The organism is Eionea flava (genome assembly GCF_055393785.1).
Genome location: NZ_AP036018.1, coordinates 472501 through 493291, shown reverse-complemented (window position 1 = coordinate 493291; position 20791 = coordinate 472501). Strand labels below are relative to the sequence as shown.

Here is a 20791-nt window from a genome sequence, read left to right as displayed (position 1 = left end):
TAACGTTGTTTGCCTTTAGAAACAGGAAGTTTTAATACCACTATTATAAATAGTTGGTTATAAAAAAGCCCCCTAAAAAGGAGGCTTTTGTGGTCAGATCGACAAAATTTACTTAGCTTGCATTAGATTGAAGCGCTTCAGTAAGTGCCGCTTCAACATCTTCAGCACTGACCCCCTCTGAATGAGAGTCAACAACTTCTGCCGCTCGCTGACGCTTACGCTCAGCATGATAAGCAAGGCCTGTACCCGCTGGAATCAAACGACCAACAACAACGTTTTCTTTCAAGCCGCGCAAGTAATCCTTCTTACCCGTGACCGCCGCTTCTGTAAGTACGCGTGTTGTTTCCTGGAACGAAGCCGCTGAAATAAACGACTCTGTTGCCAGCGATGCTTTTGTAATACCTAGCAGTTGTCTCTGGAAGCGTGCTGGCAGTTTATCATCGGCACGCAGGCCTTCGTTTTGCTCAAGCACATCGGTAAATTCAACCTGCTCGCCCTTAACGAAACTAGACTCACCCATACCGGTGATTTCTACTTTACGCAGCATTTGTCTAACAATGGTTTCAATATGCTTATCGTTAATTTTTACACCCTGTAAACGATAAACGTCTTGAATCTCGTTAGTAATATAACGGGCAAGCGCCTCTACGCCACGTAAACGAAGAATATCATGCGGGTTACTTGGGCCATCAGATACAACTTCACCCTTCTCGACTTGCTCACCTTCAAACACAGTCATTTGACGATGCTTAGGAATCAACACTTCATAATGATCAGAACCATCTTCTAATGGCTTGCCATCGGTTGGTGTAATCACTAAGCGGAACTTACCTTTAGTCTCTTTACCAAAGCTAACGGTACCCGATATTTCTGCAAGAATCGCAGGCTCTTTAGGCTTACGCGCTTCAAACAAGTCAGCAACACGCGGTAGACCACCGGTAATATCACGTGTTTTAGATCCTTCTTGAGGAATACGCGCAATAATATCACCAACACCAATTTCGTCACCATCATTCAAACTTAAAATCGCTTTCGATGGGAGCATATAGTGTGCAGGTACATTAGTGTTTGCCAAAGTTAGCTCTTCACCGTTTGGCCCCATCAATGTGATTGCAGGCTTTAAGTCTTTACCCGCCGCTGGACGCTCGGCTGGATCAATGATTTCAATCGATGTCAGACCAGTCAGGTCATCTGTTTGGCGACGAATTGATAATCCATCTTCCATGCCAGAAAATGAAACCTTACCTGCCACTTCAGTGATAATTGGATGCGTATGTGGATCCCACTTCGCGATAATGGCACCACCGTCAACCGATGCACCATCCTGTACAGAAATTACCGCACCATATGGAATTTTATAACGTTCACGCTCACGACCCGTCGCGTCAGCTACGGCGAGCTCACCCGAACGAGAAACCGCAACCAAATGTTTATTTGCATTCTCGACAACTTTTACGTTGTGTAGGCGGACTGTACCTTCTTGCTTAACTTGAACACTATCAACAGCAGACGCTCTACTCGCGGCACCACCAATGTGGAAGGTACGCATCGTTAACTGTGTACCCGGCTCACCAATAGATTGTGCCGCAATAACACCTACGGCCTCACCAACATTCACTAAATGCCCACGAGCCAAATCACGACCGTAACATTTGGAACAAATACCATGACGTGTTTCACAAGTCATTGCCGAGCGAACTACAATTTCATCAATCGCATTAGCTTCAACAATACCAACCAACTTCTCATCAATCATCGTGCCAGCTTCGAGAAGCACTTCGCCCGTTGCAGCATCAACAACATCTTGAGCCACTACACGACCTAACACTCGATCACCTAGCGGATCAATAATGTCACCACCTTCAATAATTGGCGTTAACGTTAAGCCTTCCTCAGTACCACAATCAATTTCAGTAACAACAAGATCCTGAGCAACATCCACTAAACGGCGAGTTAAGTAACCTGAGTTAGCGGTTTTAAGTGCGGTATCCGCGAGACCTTTACGTGCACCGTGCGTAGAAATAAAGTACTGGAGTACGTTAAGTCCTTCACGGAAGTTTGCGGTAATAGGTGTTTCAATAATTGAACCATCTGGACGCGCCATCAAACCACGCATACCGGCTAACTGACGAATCTGTGCAGGCGAACCACGCGCACCAGAATCAGCATACATAAATACGGAGTTGTAAGAATCTTGCTGCTCTTCTTCACCGTCGCGATTGATAACACTTTCTTTCGAAATACCTTCCATCATTGACTTAGCAACAAGGTCGTTGGCACGAGACCAAATATCAATCACTTTGTTATATTTTTCACCTTGAGTCACAAGACCCGAGGCAAACTGACTTTCAATTTCTTTCACTTCGTTATCGGCACGAGCAATAATCTCTGCCTTACTATCGGGGATGGCAAAGTCATTAACACCAATAGAAGAACCTGAGCGCGTTGAAAACTTGTAGCCCATGTACATGAGTTGGTCAGCAAATATAACCGTCGCTTTCAATCCAACAACACGATAACAATAGTTAATAACTTTAGAAATGGCCTTTTTCACCATCGGTGTGTTCACCATATCGAATGGCATACCTTCGGGCACAATTTCCCAGAACAAAACACGACCTACGGTAGTATCTTGTATAGCGGTTTTTGTCTCTTCTTCACCATCTTCGTTTTTTGTCACTTCAGTGATACGCACTTTAATGCGCGCCTGAAGATCAACTTGATCAGCATAATAAGCACGGGATACTTCTGACGTATCAGAAAATACCATGCCTTCACCAAGCGCATTAACACGATCACGCGTCATCCAATAAAGGCCTAATACAACATCCTGTGATGGCACGATAATCGGCTCACCTGATGCTGGAGATAAGATGTTATTCGTTGACATCATCAACGCGCGTGCTTCTAGTTGAGCTTCGATAGTTAGTGGTACGTGAACCGCCATTTGGTCGCCATCGAAGTCGGCGTTGTATGCCGCACAGACAAGAGGGTGCAACTGAATTGCTTTACCTTCAATCAATACTGGCTCAAACGCTTGAATACCCAAGCGGTGAAGAGTTGGTGCACGGTTTAGCAATACAGGATGCTCGCGAATGACTTCATCGAGAATATCCCATACTACGGGCTCTTCTCGCTCAACCATTTTCTTAGCAGCTTTAATGGTTGTTGCAAGACCGCGCAATTCTAGCTTGCTAAAGATAAATGGCTTAAATAATTCCAACGCCATTTTTTTCGGTAGACCACACTGATGCAGGCGCAGAGTAGGCCCCGTTACAATCACCGAACGTCCTGAATAGTCAACACGCTTACCAAGAAGGTTTTGACGGAAACGGCCTTGCTTACCTTTAATCATATCTGCAAGTGATTTTAATGGGCGCTTATTAGAACCGGTAATCGCACGACCGCGACGACCATTATCTAACAGTGCATCCACCGACTCTTGCAACATACGCTTTTCGTTACGTACGATGATATCAGGCGCATTAAGATCTAATAAACGCTTCAAACGATTGTTACGGTTGATCACACGGCGGTACAAATCATTCAAGTCAGATGTGGCAAAACGACCACCATCTAGAGGCACTAAAGGACGAAGATCAGGCGGAAGAATCGGTAAGGCTTCCATCACCATCCACTCAGGTTTGTTACCTGAAAAGAAAAAGGCTTCAAGCAATTTAAGACGCTTAGACAATTTCTTAATTTTTGTCTCAGAATTAGTCTCTGGAATCTCTTCGCGTAGGCGATTAATTTCTTCTTCAAGATGAATGTCTTTCATCAGGTCCTGAATAGCTTCAGCACCCATCTTCGCTTCAAATTCGTCAGGGAACTCTTCCATGGCTTCGAAAAATTGCTCGTCCGTTAACAACTGACCTTTTTCTAAGGTTGTCATACCGGGATCGGTAACCACATAAGATTCAAAATAGAGCACACGTTCGATGCTGCGCAAGGTCATATCTAATAAAAGACCAATACGGCTAGGCAATGATTTTAAGAACCAGATATGCGCCACTGGGCTCGCAAGCTCAATATGGCCCATTCGGTCACGACGAACTTTAGCCAAAGTTACTTCAACACCACATTTTTCACAGATAATACCGCGGTGCTTCATGCGCTTATATTTACCGCATAAGCATTCGTAATCTTTAACGGGGCCAAAAATTTTGGCACAGAACAAGCCTTCACGCTCAGGCTTAAACGTTCGGTAATTGATGGTTTCTGGTTTTTTCACTTCACCAAATGACCATGAACGAATCATTTCGGGTGATGCTAGACCAATACGAATCGAATCAAATTCGTCGTTTTGTCCCTGGGACTTCAGCAAGTTGAGTAAGTCTTTCAAGGCTCTTTCTCCAAGTAAGGATTAAAATTTTGTGGTGAATTTGCGCATACCGTTCTGAGGTATGCGCCGATAACTATCGCTTAGGAATCTGTTTCCAATTCCATATTAATACCTAGAGAGCGAATCTCTTTAACGAGCACGTTAAACGATTCTGGCATTCCAGGTTCCATGCGATGATCACCATCAACAATGTTTTTATACATTTTCGTTCGACCAGCGACATCATCAGATTTCACTGTCAACATTTCTTGAAGTGTATAGGCAGCACCATAGGCTTCTAATGCCCAAACTTCCATCTCTCCGAAACGCTGTCCACCAAACTGTGCTTTACCACCGAGCGGTTGCTGTGTCACCAAGCTATATGAGCCCGTAGAACGTGCATGCATTTTGTCATCAACCAAGTGGTTAAGTTTCAATACATACATGTAACCAACAGTGACTGGTCGAGTGAAAGCATCGCCCGAACGGCCATCATATAATGTCATCTGCCCACTATCGGGTAGATCAGCTAAGCGTAATAGCGATTTAATTTCCGTTTCTTTTGCTCCATCAAATACGCGCGTTGCCATCGGCACACCACCACGTAAATTATTAGCCAAATCCATCACTTCGTTATCAGAGAAGTTTTTCAGATCTTCTCGATCTTTCACGTCGCCCGTTTTGTTATAAACATCTTCGAGGAAGCCACGAACTTCTTTGACTGCCTTTTGTTGACGAACCATAGCGTCGATCTTATTACCCAAGCCTTTCGCAGCCAAGCCTAGGTGCATTTCTAACACCTGACCAACGTTCATTCGAGAAGGAACACCTAGAGGGTTCAGGACGATATCAATTGGTTCTCCATTTTCGTCATAAGGCATATCTTCAACCGGCATGATGACCGAGATAACCCCTTTGTTACCATGACGACCGGCCATTTTATCACCCGGCTGGATACGACGTTTAATCGCGAGATAAACTTTGACGATTTTTAATACGCCAGGCGCCAAATCATCACCTGTTTGCAACTTACGTTTCTTATCTTCAAAACGCTCGTCTAAAATCGCACGACGCTCTTTCAACTGCTCTTCAGCACGGTCGATTTGCTCATTTAAAGCGTCGTCTGCAACACGAAGATTAAGCAGCTGATCTTTGTCTAACTCTGTTAATATTTCTGTCGTTAATACCGTGCCTTTTTTAACGGCTTTACCGGCAGAAACTTTTTGCCCATCAAGTACAGAGTACAAACGCTCAAACGTTGCGGCTTCAACAATGCGGAACTCTTCATTTAAGTCTTTACGGACTTTTTCAAGCTGCATTTCCTCAATCGCTTTTGAGCGCGGATCTTTTTCTAAGCCATCTCTAGTGAAAACCTGAACATCAATAACAGTGCCTTTTGTACTTGAAGGAACACGTGATGACGTATCTTTCACGTCTGAAGCTTTTTCACCAAAGATTGCACGTAGTAACTTTTCTTCTGGCGTTAGCTGAGTTTCGCCTTTAGGTGTTACTTTACCCACAAGGATGTCACCCGGCCCCACTTCTGCACCAATATAAACGATGCCAGACTCATCCAATTTAGACAATGCGCTCTCGCCAACATTGGGAATGTCGGCTGTGATTTCTTCACTACCTAATTTTGTATCACGAGCAATACAAGTAAGCTCTTGAATATGAATAGTCGTGAATCGGTCTTCTTGAACTACACGTTCAGAAACAAGGATGGAATCCTCAAAGTTATAACCGTTCCAAGGCATAAATGCGATACGCATGTTTTGGCCTAATGCCAACTCACCCATATCAACAGATGGCCCATCGGCAAGGATGTCACCGCGTGCAATCGAATCGCCAACCTGAACAATCGGTTTTTGATTGATACACGTGTTTTGGTTTGAACGGGTATATTTGGTCAGGTTGTAAATATCGACACCCGCATCACCCGCTTCTGTTTCACTATCACTAGCACGGACAACAATACGAGCAGCGTCAACACGCTCAATAACACCACCGCGTTTAGCGACAACACACACACCAGAGTCAGCAGCAACATGGCGCTCCATGCCCGTTCCAACCAACGGCTTATCCGCCTTTAAGGTGGGTACAGCTTGGCGTTGCATGTTTGAACCCATTAATGCACGGTTCGCATCATCGTGTTCAAGGAAAGGAATCAGCGATGCGGCAACGGAAACCACCTGACGCGGTGAAACATCCATATACTGAACATCTTGAGGAGCTTTTAAGGTAAATTCGTTCATGTGACGAACAGAAACAAGCTCGTCGACTAACTTACCTTTTTTATCTAACTCTGCCGATGCCTGTGCAATAACATACTCTGCTTCGTTAATCGCTGATAAAAAATCAATTTCATCAGTCACTTTGCCATCAACAACACGGCGATATGGACTTTCTAAAAAGCCGTAGTGGTTAGTACGAGCATAGGTTGCCAGAGAGTTAATCAAACCAATATTTGGTCCTTCTGGCGTTTCGATAGGACATACTCGACCATAATGCGTCGGGTGAACGTCACGTACTTCAAAGCCTGCACGCTCACGCGTTAAACCGCCTGGGCCTAATGCAGAAACACGACGTTTGTGTGTAATTTCTGATAACGGATTGTTCTGATCCATAAACTGCGATAGTTGTGATGAACCAAAGAATTCTTTTACTGCTGCAGATACCGGTTTAGCGTTAACAAGGTCTTGAGGCATTAACCCTTCTGACTCTGCAACCGATAAGCGCTCTTTAACCGCGCGCTCAACACGAACAAGACCAACACGGAATTGGTTTTCTGCCATTTCACCAACAGAACGAATACGACGGTTACCTAAGTGATCAATATCATCAACCACACCATTACCGTTACGAATATCGATCAATGTTTTTAATACATCAACGATATCTTCTTTTGACAAGATACCTTCGCCGGTTTCATCTTCTCGCTTAAGACGGCGATTAAACTTCATTCGCCCTACAACTGATAGATCATAACGGTCGGGAGTGAAGAATAGATTCTGGAACAGAGCTTCAGCCGACTCTTTTGTTGGTGGCTCACCCGGTCGCATCATGCGGTAAATTTCAACTAAGGCTTCTAGCTCTGTACGCGCAGCATCTGAACGTAGGGTGTCAGAAATAAATGGCCCACAATCTAGTTCATTGGTATAGAGGGTTTCAATTGAAGTAATACCCGCTTCAACCAACTTATCGATAACTTCTGCTGTGATTTCAGTATTACATTCAAAAAGTAACTCGCCCGAATTAGTGTCGACAATATCTTTCGCTAAAGAACGCCCGATCAAATACTCTTCTGGCACTAATAACTGTGTTACTTTGGCTTTTTCTAGGTCACGAATATTTTTCGCCGTGATACGACGACCTTCTTCGATAAGTACCTTGCCTTTTTTGTCTTTAATGTCGAATGTCGCGACGTCGCCACGAAGGCGCGAAGGCACAAGCTCCAACAAACACTCACGATCTTTGTTCATTTCAAAGCTACTAGTACTAAAGAACATCTCTAACATTTCTTCAGACGTATAGCCTAAAGCACGCAACAAGATAGTTGCGGGGAGTTTTCGACGGCGATCAATCCGTACGAACACAAGATCTTTTGGATCGAATTCAAAATCTAACCACGAACCACGGTAAGGAATAACACGTGCTGAATACAACAATTTACCAGAAGAGTGTGTTTTGCCTTTATCATGATCGAAGAACACACCCGGAGAACGATGCAGCTGAGAAACAATCACTCGCTCGGTACCATTGATAACAAACGTTCCGTTATCTGTCATTAATGGGATTTCACCCATGTAGACTTCTTGCTCTTTAATATCTTTGATGGTCTTATTTGATGATTCTTTATCATAAATAATTAAACGTACTTTTACGCGCAAAGGGGCCGCATATGTCGCACCACGTGAAATACATTCAGAAACATCAAAGGCTACTTTGCCTAATTTGTAACTAACATACTCAAGTGCTGCGCTACCTGAATAACTCACGATAGGAAATACAGATTTGAAAGCCGCATGCAGACCTATGTCTAAGCGCTCTTCCAAAGAAATATCGGCCTGAGTGAATTTACGGTATGAATCTAATTGGATCGCCAAAAGATAAGGGACGTCCATTACGTGGGGCAATTTGCCGAAGTCCTTGCGGATACGTTTTTTCTCAGTATATGAGTAAGCCATCTGTATGCCTCAGCTGTATAAAAGGGGCTAGCCTTACAACGCAATATGCGTTTTATTTTTATGTAACGTTGCTAGTTCACGCTACACTTATCTTAAGAGAGCCTTCAAAAGGCACTCTAAATATAGGGTGCAGTTTTACCGTTTACTGCAAACGGAAAAAGGCCGACGAGAAAACCCGTCAGCCTTAACCCTTTATTGGATGAGTCGACAAAAATATCGACTCATTAACTCAGGGTGTCGCACTCGCGAATTATTTCAATTCTGCAGATGCGCCAGCTTCTTCAAGCTGCTTTTTCACTTCTTCAGCGTCATCTTTCGATACGCCTTCTTTAACTGTTGCTGGTGCGCTTTCTACCATTTCTTTAGCTTCTTTTAAGCCAAGGCCGGTGATTGCACGAACTGCTTTAATAGCGTTAACTTTCTTGTCGCCAGCAGCTGTCAATACAACGTCAAATTCAGTTTGCTCAGCAGCAGCGCCACCAGCGTCACCACCAGCAGCAGGTGCAGCAACCGCTACAGCTGCAGCAGCAGAAACACCAAACTTTTCTTCCATTGCTTCAACAAGTTCAACAACATCCATTACTGACATGTCAGCAATCGCATTCAAAATATCGTCTTTAGATAGAGCCATGACCCAAATCTCCCGATAAAAAATTTAATTAATAATAAACTGGTTAAATCACCTACAAGGGCAATTATGCAGCTTCCTGTTTTTGGTCGCGAACGGCTGCAACAGCACGTGTTACTTTGGTTGGCACTTCGTTTAACGTACGTACCAACTTGGTGACTGGCGCAATCATTACACTTGCTAACATACCCAACGCTTGATCGCGTGTTGGTAGTTTTGCGAGTGCATCAATTTGACCAGCATCTAATAACTTGCCACCCACTGACAAAGCTTTAACTTCAAAGTTTTCATTTTCTTTCGCGAAATCTTTAAAGATGCGTGCCGCCGCTCCTGGATCTTCCATAGAAAAACCAAATAGCGAGGGACCCACAAGCGCTTCATTAACACAATCGAATTCTGTTTCACCAAACGCACGTTTCGCAAGAGTATTGCGAATCACACGAAGTTCTACATTATTTTCACGCGCTAATTTACGCAAGCCTGTCATATCTGTCACGTTAACGCCTCGGGCGTCAGCGATGACTAGGGACAATGCATTGCTAGCAGTCTCGTTAACTTCAGCGACAATCTGTTTCTTGTCTTGTAGTGCTAATGCCACGAGTTATCTCCTAAAATGATCAATAAACACTGCCTTTTATACTAATAAAGACTTACTGATCGGTTACATGACTAACACTTAATAACAAGTGCTAGTATTTCGGTGATCAAATCCAGTATTTTTAATCGTATGTCACGATGAATAATTCTGATTTGGGTTCCCACCGTCTGCGTAGGGCGTGCTCCGATATAAGCAAAAACGCAATTAAGAAAAGCGATATTCACCTTCTAAAAAGTGACAACAATACTGCTCTTCCCCTACGGTCTTTGACGGCCTGCTACTACAAAAAGTAGAGCAGACCCCAAAGTTCGGTTCGAGTAGACTTAAACGTCTAAGCTCGCTAAATCTAAATTAATGCCAGGACCCATTGTGCTGCTCAGGGATATTTTCTTTAAGTAAATACCTTTTGCAGAAGCTGGCTTGGCTTTTTTCAGGTCAGCCACTAGGGCTTCAAGATTTTCTTTGATTGCGCTGACTTCAAAGTTAACTCGGCCAATGCCACCATGAATGATGCCACCTTTGTCTGCGCGATAACGCACTTGACCTGCTTTTGCGTTTTTAACGGCTGTCGCAACATCAGGTGTTACTGTACCTGTTTTAGGGTTTGGCATTAGACCACGAGGACCTAAGATAGTACCTAACTGGCCAACTACACGCATAGCCGCAGGATCAGCAATAACAACATCAAAATCCATATTGCCTTTTTTAACTTCAGCAGCAAGCTCTTCCATACCCACTAAATCAGCACCGGCTTCTTTTGCGGCATCAGCATTAGCACCTTGTGTAAATACAGCAACACGTACTGTTTTACCGGTACCATGGGGCAATGAACTTGCACCACGCACAGCCTGATCTGATTTACGAGGGTCAATACCCAAGTTAATGGCAGCATCAACAGTTTCTTCAAACTTTACTGTTGAGAGCTCTTTAATAATGGCGACAGCTTCATCAATAGAATACTGTTTATTTGGATCAACTTTTTCTTTTGCTAATTTTTGACGCTTGTTTAATTTAGCCATGATTAGTTAACCCCTTCTACTTCAATACCAGCACTAACTGCACTTCCCGCAATAGTACGCACAGCGGCGTCCATATCTGCTGCAGTTAGATCTGGTTCTTTAGCTTTTGCAATTTCTTCTAATTGCTCACGCGTTACCTTACCTACTTTTTCTGTATTCGGACGACCACTGCCTTTAGCAATACCGGCAGCTTTACGCAAAAGGAAAGCTGCTGGAGGCGTTTTCATTTCAAAGGTAAAACTACGATCACTGTATACACTAATGATCACAGGAACTGGAGCTCCAGCTTCAATACTTTGAGTCTGGGCATTGAACGCTTTACAAAACTCCATAATATTAACACCGTGCTGACCCAATGCTGGACCAACAGGAGGACTTGGATTTGCTTTTCCCGCAGGAACTTGCAGCTTAATATAAGCTTCTACTTTTTTAGCCATGATGACCACTCCTCTAAAATGGGTAGTAACGCCTCAAAACAATAACTCCTTGCAACATACAAGCAGCAATCACTTATCAAAGGCTCCCCTTCAACTTTTGCTCAACGAACAAAAGACCGATAGTTATCAGGTTTTTTCGACCTGACCAAACTCTAACTCTACAGGCGTAGAGCGACCAAAAATGAGCACAGCCACTTGAAGGCGACTCTTTTCATAATTAACTTCTTCGACAACACCATTAAAGTCATTAAAGGGGCCATCGATAACACGAACCATTTCACCGGGTTCAAATATTGTTTTAGGCTTAGGCTTCTCAACGGAATCATCGATTCGCTGCAGAATTAACTCAGCCTCTTTCTCTGTAATTGGCGCTGGCTCATCAGCTTTACCACCGATAAAGCCCATCACTCGTGGAGTTTCTTTGACCAAATGCCAAGATGCATCCGACAACTCCATTTGAACAAGAACATATCCGGGGAAAAACTTTCTTTCGGACTTACGCTTCTGTCCAGCGCGCATTTCAACCACTTCTTCTGTGGGAACTAAGACATCACCAAAAGCTTCTTGCATTCCGTTCAGCTCGATACGCTCCTGTAGCGCAGCGGCAACTTTTTTTTCATAACCCGAGTAAGCGTGTACAACATACCAACGTTTAGACATTATTTACTACCCTATAATGAGAGAGGCTATCCAGCCGATAAATGTATCTAAGCCCCACAAGATAAATGCCATAACAATCGTTAACGCAACAACGATCAATGTCGTTTGATTTGTCTCTTGTCGAGATGGCCAAACCACTTTACGAATTTCTGTTTGCGATTCCTTAACCGTTGCCCACAACACAGCACCCTGTACCGTATTAACAGCAACCCACAAGGTAATCGCACCTAATACCAAGAGAGCACCTACGCGATATAAAAGACCCAAATCGCTATAGTAAGAGTTACCCACAACACCAACAGCAATCAAGGCAACAACAACGAGCCATTTAACGGCATTTAACGGGCTATTATTTGATTCTGTATTAGCGTTCACTTGCACTCCAACGTCTATTGACTCGCTGCCAACTAAGCAACCAATCAACTATTTTTATATGGCAGGCCAGGAGGGACTCGAACCCCCAACTTTCGGTTTTGGAGACCGACGCTCTACCAATTGAACTACTGGCCTAGTACGCAACATTTCAAATAACAAAACGATGCGATTTCAAAAATACACAAGCCGAGACGAAGATTCGACTCGGCTTGCCCGCCTTACGGCTTAAAGAATCATCAAGAATTATTCGATGATTTTAGCAACAACACCTGCACCAACCGTACGACCACCTTCACGAATCGCAAAACGCAAACCGTCTTCCATCGCAATTGGGTGAATCAAGGTCACAACCATCTGAATGTTATCACCTGGCATAACCATTTCTACGCCTTCTGGTAATTCACACGCACCGGTTACATCAGTAGTACGGAAGTAGAACTGTGGACGGTAGCCTTTAAAGAATGGCGTATGACGACCACCTTCATCTTTTGACAACACATAAACTTCAGCTTCGAATGTCGTGTGCGGCTTCACTGAACCTGGAACACACAATACTTGACCGCGCTCAATCTCTTCACGCTTAGTACCACGCAATAGAACACCAACGTTCTCACCTGCACGACCTTCGTCAAGCAATTTACGGAACATCTCAACACCCGTACACGTGGTTTTCGTAGTTTCTTTGATACCAACGATTTCGATTTCTTCACCGACTTTAACGATACCACGCTCAACACGACCGGTAACTACAGTACCGCGGCCTGAAATTGAGAACACGTCTTCAATTGGCATCAAGAATGGCTGATCGATAGCACGCTCTGGCTCTGGAATGTATGAATCTAGGGCTTCAACCAGCGACTTAACTGCTGTTGTGCCTAATTCGTTATCATCTTCGCCGTTCAATGCCATTAATGCAGAACCTGCGATGATTGGCGTATCGTCGCCAGGAAATTCGTAAAGGTCTAATAGTTCACGCAATTCCATTTCAACGAGTTCTAGCATTTCTGTGTATTCTTCTGAACCCACACCGCCACAATCTTCTGCAAGCAAGTCAGCTTTGTTTAGGAATACAACTATAAATGGTACACCTACCTGACGTGACAACAAGATGTGCTCACGTGTTTGTGGCATAGGGCCATCCGTTGCACCACAAACAAGGATAGCGCCATCCATTTGTGCCGCACCGGTAATCATGTTCTTAACATAGTCGGCGTGACCTGGGCAGTCTACGTGTGCGTAGTGACGTGTGGGCGAATCATATTCAACGTGCGAAGTTGCAATCGTAATACCGCGCTCACGCTCTTCTGGTGCATTATCGATACCGTCGAATGCAACCGCGTCGCCGCCCCATACTTCCGCACAAACGCGCGTTAGTGCAGCCGTTAATGTTGTTTTACCATGGTCAACGTGACCAATTGTTCCCACGTTGACGTGAGGTTTATTACGTTCAAACTTTTCTTTTGCCATCGTGAGCGTCTCCTAATGTAGTGCTGCCCGAATAAAAAAATGATCAAGCGATCAAATACCAAAAAAACACAGACCGATCGCATATACTTTCAAAAAAGTATGTAACGAGCTTGCCGTGTTATTCTCTCTATGTCCGCAGCCTACTTGGCTACGAAAAACATCTATATTGCCAATGGAGCTCATGAGCAGATTTGAACTGCCGACCTCACCCTTACCAAGGGTGTGCTCTACCAACTGAGCTACATGAGCACAAACTTAATAGGATCAAAACCGCAAAGTTTGGAGCGGGTAGCGGGAATCGAACCCGCATCATCAGCTTGGAAGGCTGAGGTTCTACCATTAAACTATACCCGCAGATAAGACCTACAAATAGATTAATGCAGATCCTGAACTCTCAACATTCGCTACAGCGGCGCTGACTTTACGCATTATTTGTATGGTGCAGGGGGGTGGATTCGAACCACCGAAGCTTTCGCGTCAGATTTACAGTCTGATCCATTTGGCCACTCTGGAACCCCTGCGAAAGGCGAAATAAATCGCTACTCCTCACGATCTCCAAAGGAGCATCACAAGAAAGATAAAATGGAGCTGGCGATAGGAGTCGAACCTACGACCTGCTGATTACAAGTCAGCTGCTCTACCAACTGAGCTACGCCAGCCTAACTGAAGCTGAACACTCCAACACTTTCACATACCCGGATAAAGAAAAACAACTCCTTCCCCAAATCCGGAGGCGCGATTCTAGAGAAACTTTCACGCGGACGCAACATCTGAACACGAAATTTGTTGTTTTTTAGGAAATTCTTTTGAAGAAAGCCATTTTTTCCACACTTCATCGCTTATTTTTTGAGCTTCTACAGAGTGAAGGAACACCCAAAGCTCTCTTTTTTCTCGTGGGACTTCAGCAATTTGCGGCCGATACCCAAGGCCTGAAATCTTTTGCTTTAAGCTATTTGCGCGCTGAGCCTGGGAAAACATCCCCAAAGAAATGCCATTCGCTAAATTGCCATCGGGGATAGCGTAGCTATCGATCCCCTGCCGCTGCAATTCTTCCAACTTTCTAAACAAGGCCTTTTTCGAGCTTAAGGGGGGCAAATGCAGCCAAAAACCCACGGTAGTAGAAACGAGTACATTTTTGATTGATGATTTCACGCCCTTAGAGGCCAATCTTTCAACAAAATAATTAGCCTTAGATACAGAAGAAAAGGCGCCTACCTTCAAACACAAGCTCTCCTCTAAAGACTTCACCACGCCCTCATTACTGCCAGCATCCACCTCACCTGAACCTGAAGGCAGTACCACATCTTCAGGCGTTGCTACACGCACCGTCTCCAATGCTGCAACTGGCCTCATCTCACTCAATAAAGTAAGCGAGGCTCTATCATCAATTGAACGAGAAGAGTTAACAGATAGAACGACACCCGTTACGGCGCCTTGCTCAACAGGCAGCCAATATTGATAAATGGCAAATCCGATATTGACAAAAATTAGGGTAAAAAAGATAAAGCGCATAAATAGTTAAAGCCCTTCTTAGAAGTCAAAACGACATATTAAAAAGCGTTCTAGATTGTGCTCATTCAGTCTAGGCATAACGCTAGACCATCCATAACCAAGTCAGGGTAATGATGAATATCAGCAATACCATCTTGACGCAAAAAGCTCGAAAGGTAAGCAGCATCCCCCCCTGTAATAAAAATAGCCACATCTTCTTGACTAGGATTTTTTTGATTCGCAACAGTTGTAGTTATCACTCGCTGAATAAAGCCCAACTGCATCATGGGTGCACCAGACAACACTGCACGCTTGGTACTGTCGCCTAAACACAGATCATCAGGGTAGTTATTACTACTGTTCTCAGCAAAGCGGACTCGCTCCGTATTACCTAATAGCGCATTATGCATCATCGCCAAACCAGGAACGATGTATCCCCCAAGGTGCTGACCACCTGAAGTTATTATATCTAGAGTGAGCGCACTTCCCGCATCAATAACAATAAGCGCCCGATGTAAATCAGGAATAGTTGTTCGCATGGCTAACCATTTCTGATAAGCCGCTATCATAGCTAACCAACGATCAACTCCCATGTGAGACACTTGCTGATAAGCGTTACTAACGCCCGCACTGGATGACTGGGTTTCAGCAAAATACAAATCTGCACCATGGTCACTCGCCCATCGTGATATATATTCGTTGAAATCAGAAGCTACCGCCGCCACACGCACAACAGATAAAGGAGACATTAGCTTAATATCAAAAAGCTTATTAAATGCATCGCCAGAATCAATCGACGCACTGACTGAGAAACCACGAGAAACCACATTGCCCAAACTGTCACAGAAACGCCACTTGATTCTTGTATTACCAACATCAATATCAAGAATCATTTTGCGCAAGCCTCAGAGATACTTCCCCTCCGTAAATAGCCTGATCAACTCCATCGACGACTAACCTTAATGCCCCATTTGGGTAAATACCCTTTGCAACACCCAATATGGTACTCGCCCCTGAGTGCACGCAAACATCCGCATCAGCAAAACCATCCCATTGCTGCCAAGCTGAGGAAAGCGCTGTAAAACCTTCTTTCTCATATATTGCTAACATCGTAAATAAACGACGAATTATCTCTGCGGTTAAATAGTTTCTAGATACCTCGGGCAAGTAGTGGCCGATGCTCGCCCAAGGCTGTTCAATATCATCACCACGCTGCATATGCACATTAAGACCAACGCCAATAACAACCTGGCATAGACCCGCAGGATCACCAGCCATTTCTACGAGAATCCCTCCAAGCTTTTTGCCATCAACCAAAATGTCGTTGGGCCATTTAAGCTTAACAGCCGACAAGCCAATTGCATTCAAGGATTCAGCCACAGCCATTCCTACCGCAAGACTCAAGCCTTCCAACTTATTGGCGCCGCCTTCAAATTCCCAAATCAAAGAAAGATATATGTTGCGCCCATAAGGGCTGCTCCAGTGACGCCCACGACGCCCTTTTCCTTTAGACTGACGCTCAGCTAGGCACACATACCCTTTCAATTCATCACACTTACCCTCGACCGCTCTTTCCATCGCCACAGTATTGGTAGATTCCACACTGTCGAAAAGCTCTAACGTTAGGGGTGTAGAGCATGTCGATATAGACTGAGCAAGAATAGCGCTTGTATCAAGAGGCTCAAAACCGCCAAGCAAACGGTAACCTTTACTCTTAACACTATCTATTTCGAGATCAAGGTCTATCAGTTTTTGTAATTGCTTCCACACTGCAGAGCGGGAGATATTCAACTGACGACCAATATCCACACCTGAATGGAACTTGCCATCGGAAAGAATTGCTAACAATTTCATATGAGAGTCAGGCACGAAGAAGCACTCAAGTTAATCGGGTATAAAAGGAATATATTCACGCTGAAAACGGCTACCCAAGCTCGTCAACACTTCGTAGCCTATAGTGCCTGCAGATTCGGCCAACTCATCTATAGTCTGACATTCGCCCAAAAGGATTATCCTGTCACAGCGCCCCACCACATGCGTTATATCAAAGACTAGAGAATCCATCGAAACACGCCCAATAATGGGTACTGCTTGACTGCCGCAATAACCGACACCTATATTACTCAGACTACGTGCAATACCATCCGCATAGCCACCCGATGTAATAGCAATCAATCTATCTTTTTGAGTAATGTAGCTCGCACCGTACCCAACACTTTCTCCCTTTTTGATCGCTTTTACCTGCATAACGGCTAAAAGAAGCGTCACAACCGGCTTCATAGCGCTTTCAGGTAAACCCGACGGGTTACCGCCATACAATGCAATGCCCGGACGAACCATATCGTAGTGAGGACGACTGGGTAAAAAAATACCCGGGGAATTGCACACCGAAATGAGACATTTTGGCGATAGCCCTTGCACCTTTTCAACAAAGGAATCAAGTATAGTAAGCTGCCGCGTATTCATTTCATGAGATGGCTCATCAGCGCAGGCAAAGTGACTCATAAGATAGCGCAAATTTAACTTAGCAATAGCTCCTGTTGCCAATAAAGTATCCAGATCATCGGCTAATAAGCCTGTACGATGCATCCCTGTATCTAGCTTTAAAACACAAGGCAATAAAACACCAACAGCTTGAGTAAAACACTCCCAGCGAACCACGTGATCTAAAGAAAACAGAACAGGAGTAAGACGAGAATTCAACCAAGCAGAGGAGCAACCATTAGCAACCACATCGTATGCCAAACCTCCAAATACAAAAATTTCACAATCTTTATAATCAAGGTACTCCCTTAGCTCGACACCTTCATTTAGCGTTGCCACAAAGAACGATCGACAACCTCCTGCATATAACGCTTGCGCAACAGGTTTAACACCTAGGCCATAGGCATCCGCTTTCACAACACTTGCGCAACAACACCGATCACCGACTGTATCGTTCAATAAGCGCCAATTAGCCACAATGGCAGGTAGGTTAATCGTTAGCAAGCTCTGACTATGCACACTAGCTCCGCAGATAGACAATATGAGGACTTTATCGAAGCCAATATACGCTAGGCAGCGATCGATCACCAGCCTAGGGGTCATCAATTAACTTCTCAGGCTTCTATGTAAAGCACATAAAAAAACCCCGACCATTACTGATCGGGGTTTTCGAATAAAAGCTTGACGATGACCTACTCTCACATGGGGAAGCCCCACACTACCATCGGCGAGGAATCGTTTCACTTCTGAGTTCGGTATGGGGTCAGGTGGTTCCAATTCTCTATGGTCGTCAAGCAAACTGGGTGATCATTAAGAGAACCTCTCTCAATAATCTAAATTAGATGCTTGTGTTGTCTACGTAATACACTCTTCTATCTTGGCATATGCATTCGATAATCATGTTTATCCAATGGCTTATTGCTACAGCCTCTCGGCTTTATATTGTTGATATTTCTATCTTTATCACTAATCAGTCAATTAAGAACAAGCTATATGTCAGTCTGTTTCTAATTATCTCAATTATATGGTCAAGCCTCACGGGCAATTAGTACTGGTTAGCTCAACGCCTTACAACGCTTCCACACCCAGCCTATCAACGTAGTAGTCTTCTACGGCCCTACAGGATTCTTAAAGAATCAGGGAAAGCTAATCTTGAAGGAGGCTTCGCGCTTAGATGCTTTCAGCGCTTATCCCGTCCGAACGTAGCTACCCGGCAATGCGATTGGCATCACAACCGGAACACCAGAGGTTCGTCCACTTCGGTCCTCTCGTACTAGAAGCAGCTCTTCTCAACTTTCCAACGCCCACGGCAGATAGGGACCGAACTGTCTCACGACGTTCTAAACCCAGCTCGCGTACCACTTTAAATGGCGAACAGCCATACCCTTGGGACCGGCTTCAGCCCCAGGATGTGATGAGCCGACATCGAGGTGCCAAACACCGCCGTCGATGTGAACTCTTGGGCGGTATCAGCCTGTTATCCCCGGAGTACCTTTTATCCGTTGAGCGATGGCCCTTCCATACAGAACCACCGGATCACTATGACCTACTTTCGTACCTGCTCGACTTGTCAGTCTCGCAGTCAAGCACGCTTATGCCATTGCACTAAACTCCTGATTTCCGACCAGGATTAGCGTACCTTCGTGCTCCTCCGTTACTCTTTGGGAGGAGACCGCCCCAGTCAAACTACCCACCAGACACTGTCCGCAATCCCGATAAGGGACCAGCGTTAGAACCCCAAACATATCAGGCTGGTATTTCAAGGTCGACTCCACAACAACTAGCGTCATCGCTTCAAAGTCTCCCAGCTATCCTACACAAATAGGTTCAGAGTTCAGTGTCAAGCTGTAGTAAAGGTTCACGGGGTCTTTCCGTCTAGCCGCGGGTATACGGCATCTTAACCGCAATTTCAATTTCACTGAGTCTCGGGTGGAGACAGCATGGCCATCGTTACGCCATTCGTGCAGGTCGGAACTTACCCGACAAGGAATTTCGCTACCTTAGGACCGTTATAGTTACGGCCGCCGTTTACCGGGGCTTCGATCAAGAGCTTCGCCTAAGCTAACCCCATCAATTAACCTTCCGGCACCGGGCAGGCGTCACACCCTATACGTCCACTTTCGTGTTTGCAGAGTGCTATGTTTTTAATAAACAGTCGCAGCCATCTGGTCACTTCGGCCGACATCGGCTTAGAGAGCAAGTCTCATCACCAACATCGGCGCACCTTCTCCCGAAGTTACGGTGCTATTTTGCCTAGTTCCTTCACCCGAGTTCTCTCAAGCGCCTGGGTATTCTCTACCTGATCACCTGTGTCGGTTTACAGTACGGTTCTTTATTACCTGAAGCTTAGAAGATTTTCTTGGAAGCATGGCATCAACCACCTCGCTCAAAAAAGAGCTGGTCATCACCTCTCAGCCTTAGAAACCCGGATTTACCTAAGTCTCCAGCCTACTAGCTTTCATGCGGACTACCAACGCCGCACTGGCCTAGCCTACTCCGTCCCTCCATCGCAGTAATAAAAAGTACAGGAATATTAACCTGTTTCCCATCGACTACGCGTTTCCGCCTCGCCTTAGGGGCCGACTAACCCTGTCCCGATTAACGTTGGACAGGAAACCTTGATCTTCCGGCGGGGGAGTTTTTCACTCCCCTTATCGTTACTCATGTCAGCATTCGCACTTCTGATACCTCCAGCAACCTTCTCAAGTCACCTTCAACGGCTTACAGAACGCTCCCCTACCATACTCGAAAGTATCCGCAGCTTCGGTTGCTAATTTAGCCCCGTTACATCTTCCGCGCAGGCCGACTCGACTAGTGAGCTATTACGCTTTCTTTAAAGGGTGGCTGCTTCTAAGCCAACCTCCTAGCTGTCTAAGCCTTCCCACATCGTTTCCCACTTAATTAACATTTGGGACCTTAGCTGGCGGTCTGGGTTGTTTCCCTCTTCACGACGGACGTTAGCACCCGCCGTGTGTCTGCCATGATTGCACTCCACGGTATTCGGAGTTTGCATGGGGTTGGTAAGTCGGGATGACCCCCTAGCCCAAACAGTGCTCTACCCCCGTGGGTGAGACATGACGCACTACCTAAATAGTTTTCGGGGAGAACCAGCTATCTCCGGGCT

The 20791-nt window shown here is 45.0% G+C and carries 13 protein-coding genes, 5 tRNA genes and 2 rRNA genes (1 of these 20 cut by a window edge); all 20 read right to left on the bottom strand.

Annotated features, from left to right (window positions below; all coding sequences use genetic code 11):
* Positions 1-112 precede the first annotated feature (112 nt).
* Positions 113-4342 (bottom strand): DNA-directed RNA polymerase subunit beta', encoded by a 4230-nt coding sequence (gene rpoC, locus ACZ5O6_RS02230; protein ID WP_447092991.1) that lies wholly within the window; start codon positions 4340-4342, stop codon positions 113-115.
* An 80-nt stretch (positions 4343-4422) separates the two neighbouring features.
* Positions 4423-8508 carry a DNA-directed RNA polymerase subunit beta gene (gene rpoB / locus ACZ5O6_RS02225; protein WP_447092990.1) on the bottom strand — a complete coding sequence of 1362 codons (4086 nt, stop codon included), beginning with the start codon at positions 8506-8508 and terminating at the stop codon, positions 4423-4425.
* Positions 8509-8758: 250 nt separating this feature from the next.
* A complete protein-coding gene (gene rplL / locus ACZ5O6_RS02220) occupies positions 8759-9139 on the bottom strand; it encodes a 50S ribosomal protein L7/L12 (protein ID WP_447092989.1) in 381 nt (126 codons plus the stop codon).
* A gap of 64 nt (positions 9140-9203) precedes the next feature.
* Entirely contained in the window at positions 9204-9734 is a 531-nt protein-coding gene (rplJ, locus tag ACZ5O6_RS02215; RefSeq protein ID WP_447092988.1) for a 50S ribosomal protein L10, read from the bottom strand.
* A 323-nt stretch (positions 9735-10057) separates the two neighbouring features.
* Positions 10058-10753, bottom strand: a complete 696-nt coding sequence (gene rplA / locus ACZ5O6_RS02210; RefSeq protein ID WP_447092987.1) for a 50S ribosomal protein L1 — start codon at positions 10751-10753, stop codon at positions 10058-10060.
* Positions 10754-10755: 2 nt separating this feature from the next.
* Entirely contained in the window at positions 10756-11190 is a 435-nt protein-coding gene (gene rplK / locus ACZ5O6_RS02205) for a 50S ribosomal protein L11 (protein WP_447092986.1), read from the bottom strand.
* Between the two features lie 126 nt (positions 11191-11316).
* Positions 11317-11850: a transcription termination/antitermination protein NusG gene (gene nusG, locus ACZ5O6_RS02200; protein ID WP_447092985.1), complete on the bottom strand. Its 534-nt coding sequence runs from the start codon at positions 11848-11850 to the stop codon at positions 11317-11319.
* 6 nt (positions 11851-11856) lie between these two features.
* Positions 11857-12225 (bottom strand): preprotein translocase subunit SecE, encoded by a 369-nt coding sequence (gene secE / locus ACZ5O6_RS02195; protein WP_447092984.1) that lies wholly within the window; start codon positions 12223-12225, stop codon positions 11857-11859.
* Positions 12226-12284: 59 nt separating this feature from the next.
* Positions 12285-12360: transfer RNA gene (locus tag ACZ5O6_RS02190), tRNA-Trp, on the bottom strand.
* Between the two features lie 108 nt (positions 12361-12468).
* Positions 12469-13692, bottom strand: coding sequence for an elongation factor Tu (gene tuf / locus ACZ5O6_RS02185; protein ID WP_464283529.1), 1224 nt, complete (start codon positions 13690-13692; stop codon positions 12469-12471).
* 173 nt (positions 13693-13865) lie between these two features.
* Positions 13866-13941: transfer RNA gene (locus tag ACZ5O6_RS02180), tRNA-Thr, on the bottom strand.
* 31 nt (positions 13942-13972) lie between these two features.
* A tRNA-Gly gene (locus tag ACZ5O6_RS02175) sits at positions 13973-14046 on the bottom strand.
* Positions 14047-14129: 83 nt separating this feature from the next.
* Positions 14130-14213: transfer RNA gene (locus tag ACZ5O6_RS02170), tRNA-Tyr, on the bottom strand.
* A gap of 62 nt (positions 14214-14275) precedes the next feature.
* Positions 14276-14351 (bottom strand) — tRNA-Thr (locus tag ACZ5O6_RS02165).
* 94 nt (positions 14352-14445) lie between these two features.
* Positions 14446-15204 carry an SPOR domain-containing protein gene (locus tag ACZ5O6_RS02160; RefSeq protein ID WP_447093024.1) on the bottom strand — a complete coding sequence of 253 codons (759 nt, stop codon included), beginning with the start codon at positions 15202-15204 and terminating at the stop codon, positions 14446-14448.
* Between the two features lie 65 nt (positions 15205-15269).
* Complete coding sequence (locus tag ACZ5O6_RS02155) at positions 15270-16076, bottom strand: type III pantothenate kinase (RefSeq protein WP_447093023.1); 807 nt, start codon at positions 16074-16076, stop codon at positions 15270-15272.
* Positions 16066-17052 carry a bifunctional biotin--[acetyl-CoA-carboxylase] ligase/biotin operon repressor BirA gene (birA, locus tag ACZ5O6_RS02150; protein ID WP_447093022.1) on the bottom strand — a complete coding sequence of 329 codons (987 nt, stop codon included), beginning with the start codon at positions 17050-17052 and terminating at the stop codon, positions 16066-16068. The genes ACZ5O6_RS02155 and birA overlap by 11 nt, the downstream gene beginning before the upstream one ends.
* 15 nt (positions 17053-17067) lie before the next feature.
* Positions 17068-18270: an alanine racemase gene (gene alr, locus ACZ5O6_RS02145; RefSeq protein ID WP_447093021.1), complete on the bottom strand. Its 1203-nt coding sequence runs from the start codon at positions 18268-18270 to the stop codon at positions 17068-17070.
* 76 nt (positions 18271-18346) lie between these two features.
* Positions 18347-18462: ribosomal RNA gene (rrf, locus tag ACZ5O6_RS02140) — 5S ribosomal RNA — on the bottom strand.
* 229 nt (positions 18463-18691) lie between these two features.
* Positions 18692-20791: ribosomal RNA gene (locus ACZ5O6_RS02135) — 23S ribosomal RNA — on the bottom strand (it continues 773 nt past the right edge of the window).

Coding starts and splice junctions, on each gene's coding strand:
- rplL (WP_447092989.1), bottom strand. CDS start 9,139: ATGGCTCTATCTAAAGACGATATTTTGAATGCGATTGCTGACATGTCA.
- nusG (WP_447092985.1), bottom strand. CDS start 11,850: ATGTCTAAACGTTGGTATGTTGTACACGCTTACTCGGGTTATGAAAAA.
- rpoB (WP_447092990.1), bottom strand. CDS start 8,508: ATGGCTTACTCATATACTGAGAAAAAACGTATCCGCAAGGACTTCGGC.
- alr (WP_447093021.1), bottom strand. CDS start 18,270: ATGACCCCTAGGCTGGTGATCGATCGCTGCCTAGCGTATATTGGCTTC.
- tuf (WP_464283529.1), bottom strand. CDS start 13,692: ATGGCAAAAGAAAAGTTTGAACGTAATAAACCTCACGTCAACGTGGGA.
- rplK (WP_447092986.1), bottom strand. CDS start 11,190: ATGGCTAAAAAAGTAGAAGCTTATATTAAGCTGCAAGTTCCTGCGGGA.
- rplA (WP_447092987.1), bottom strand. CDS start 10,753: ATGGCTAAATTAAACAAGCGTCAAAAATTAGCAAAAGAAAAAGTTGAT.
- ACZ5O6_RS02160 (WP_447093024.1), bottom strand. CDS start 15,204: ATGCGCTTTATCTTTTTTACCCTAATTTTTGTCAATATCGGATTTGCC.
- ACZ5O6_RS02155 (WP_447093023.1), bottom strand. CDS start 16,076: ATGATTCTTGATATTGATGTTGGTAATACAAGAATCAAGTGGCGTTTC.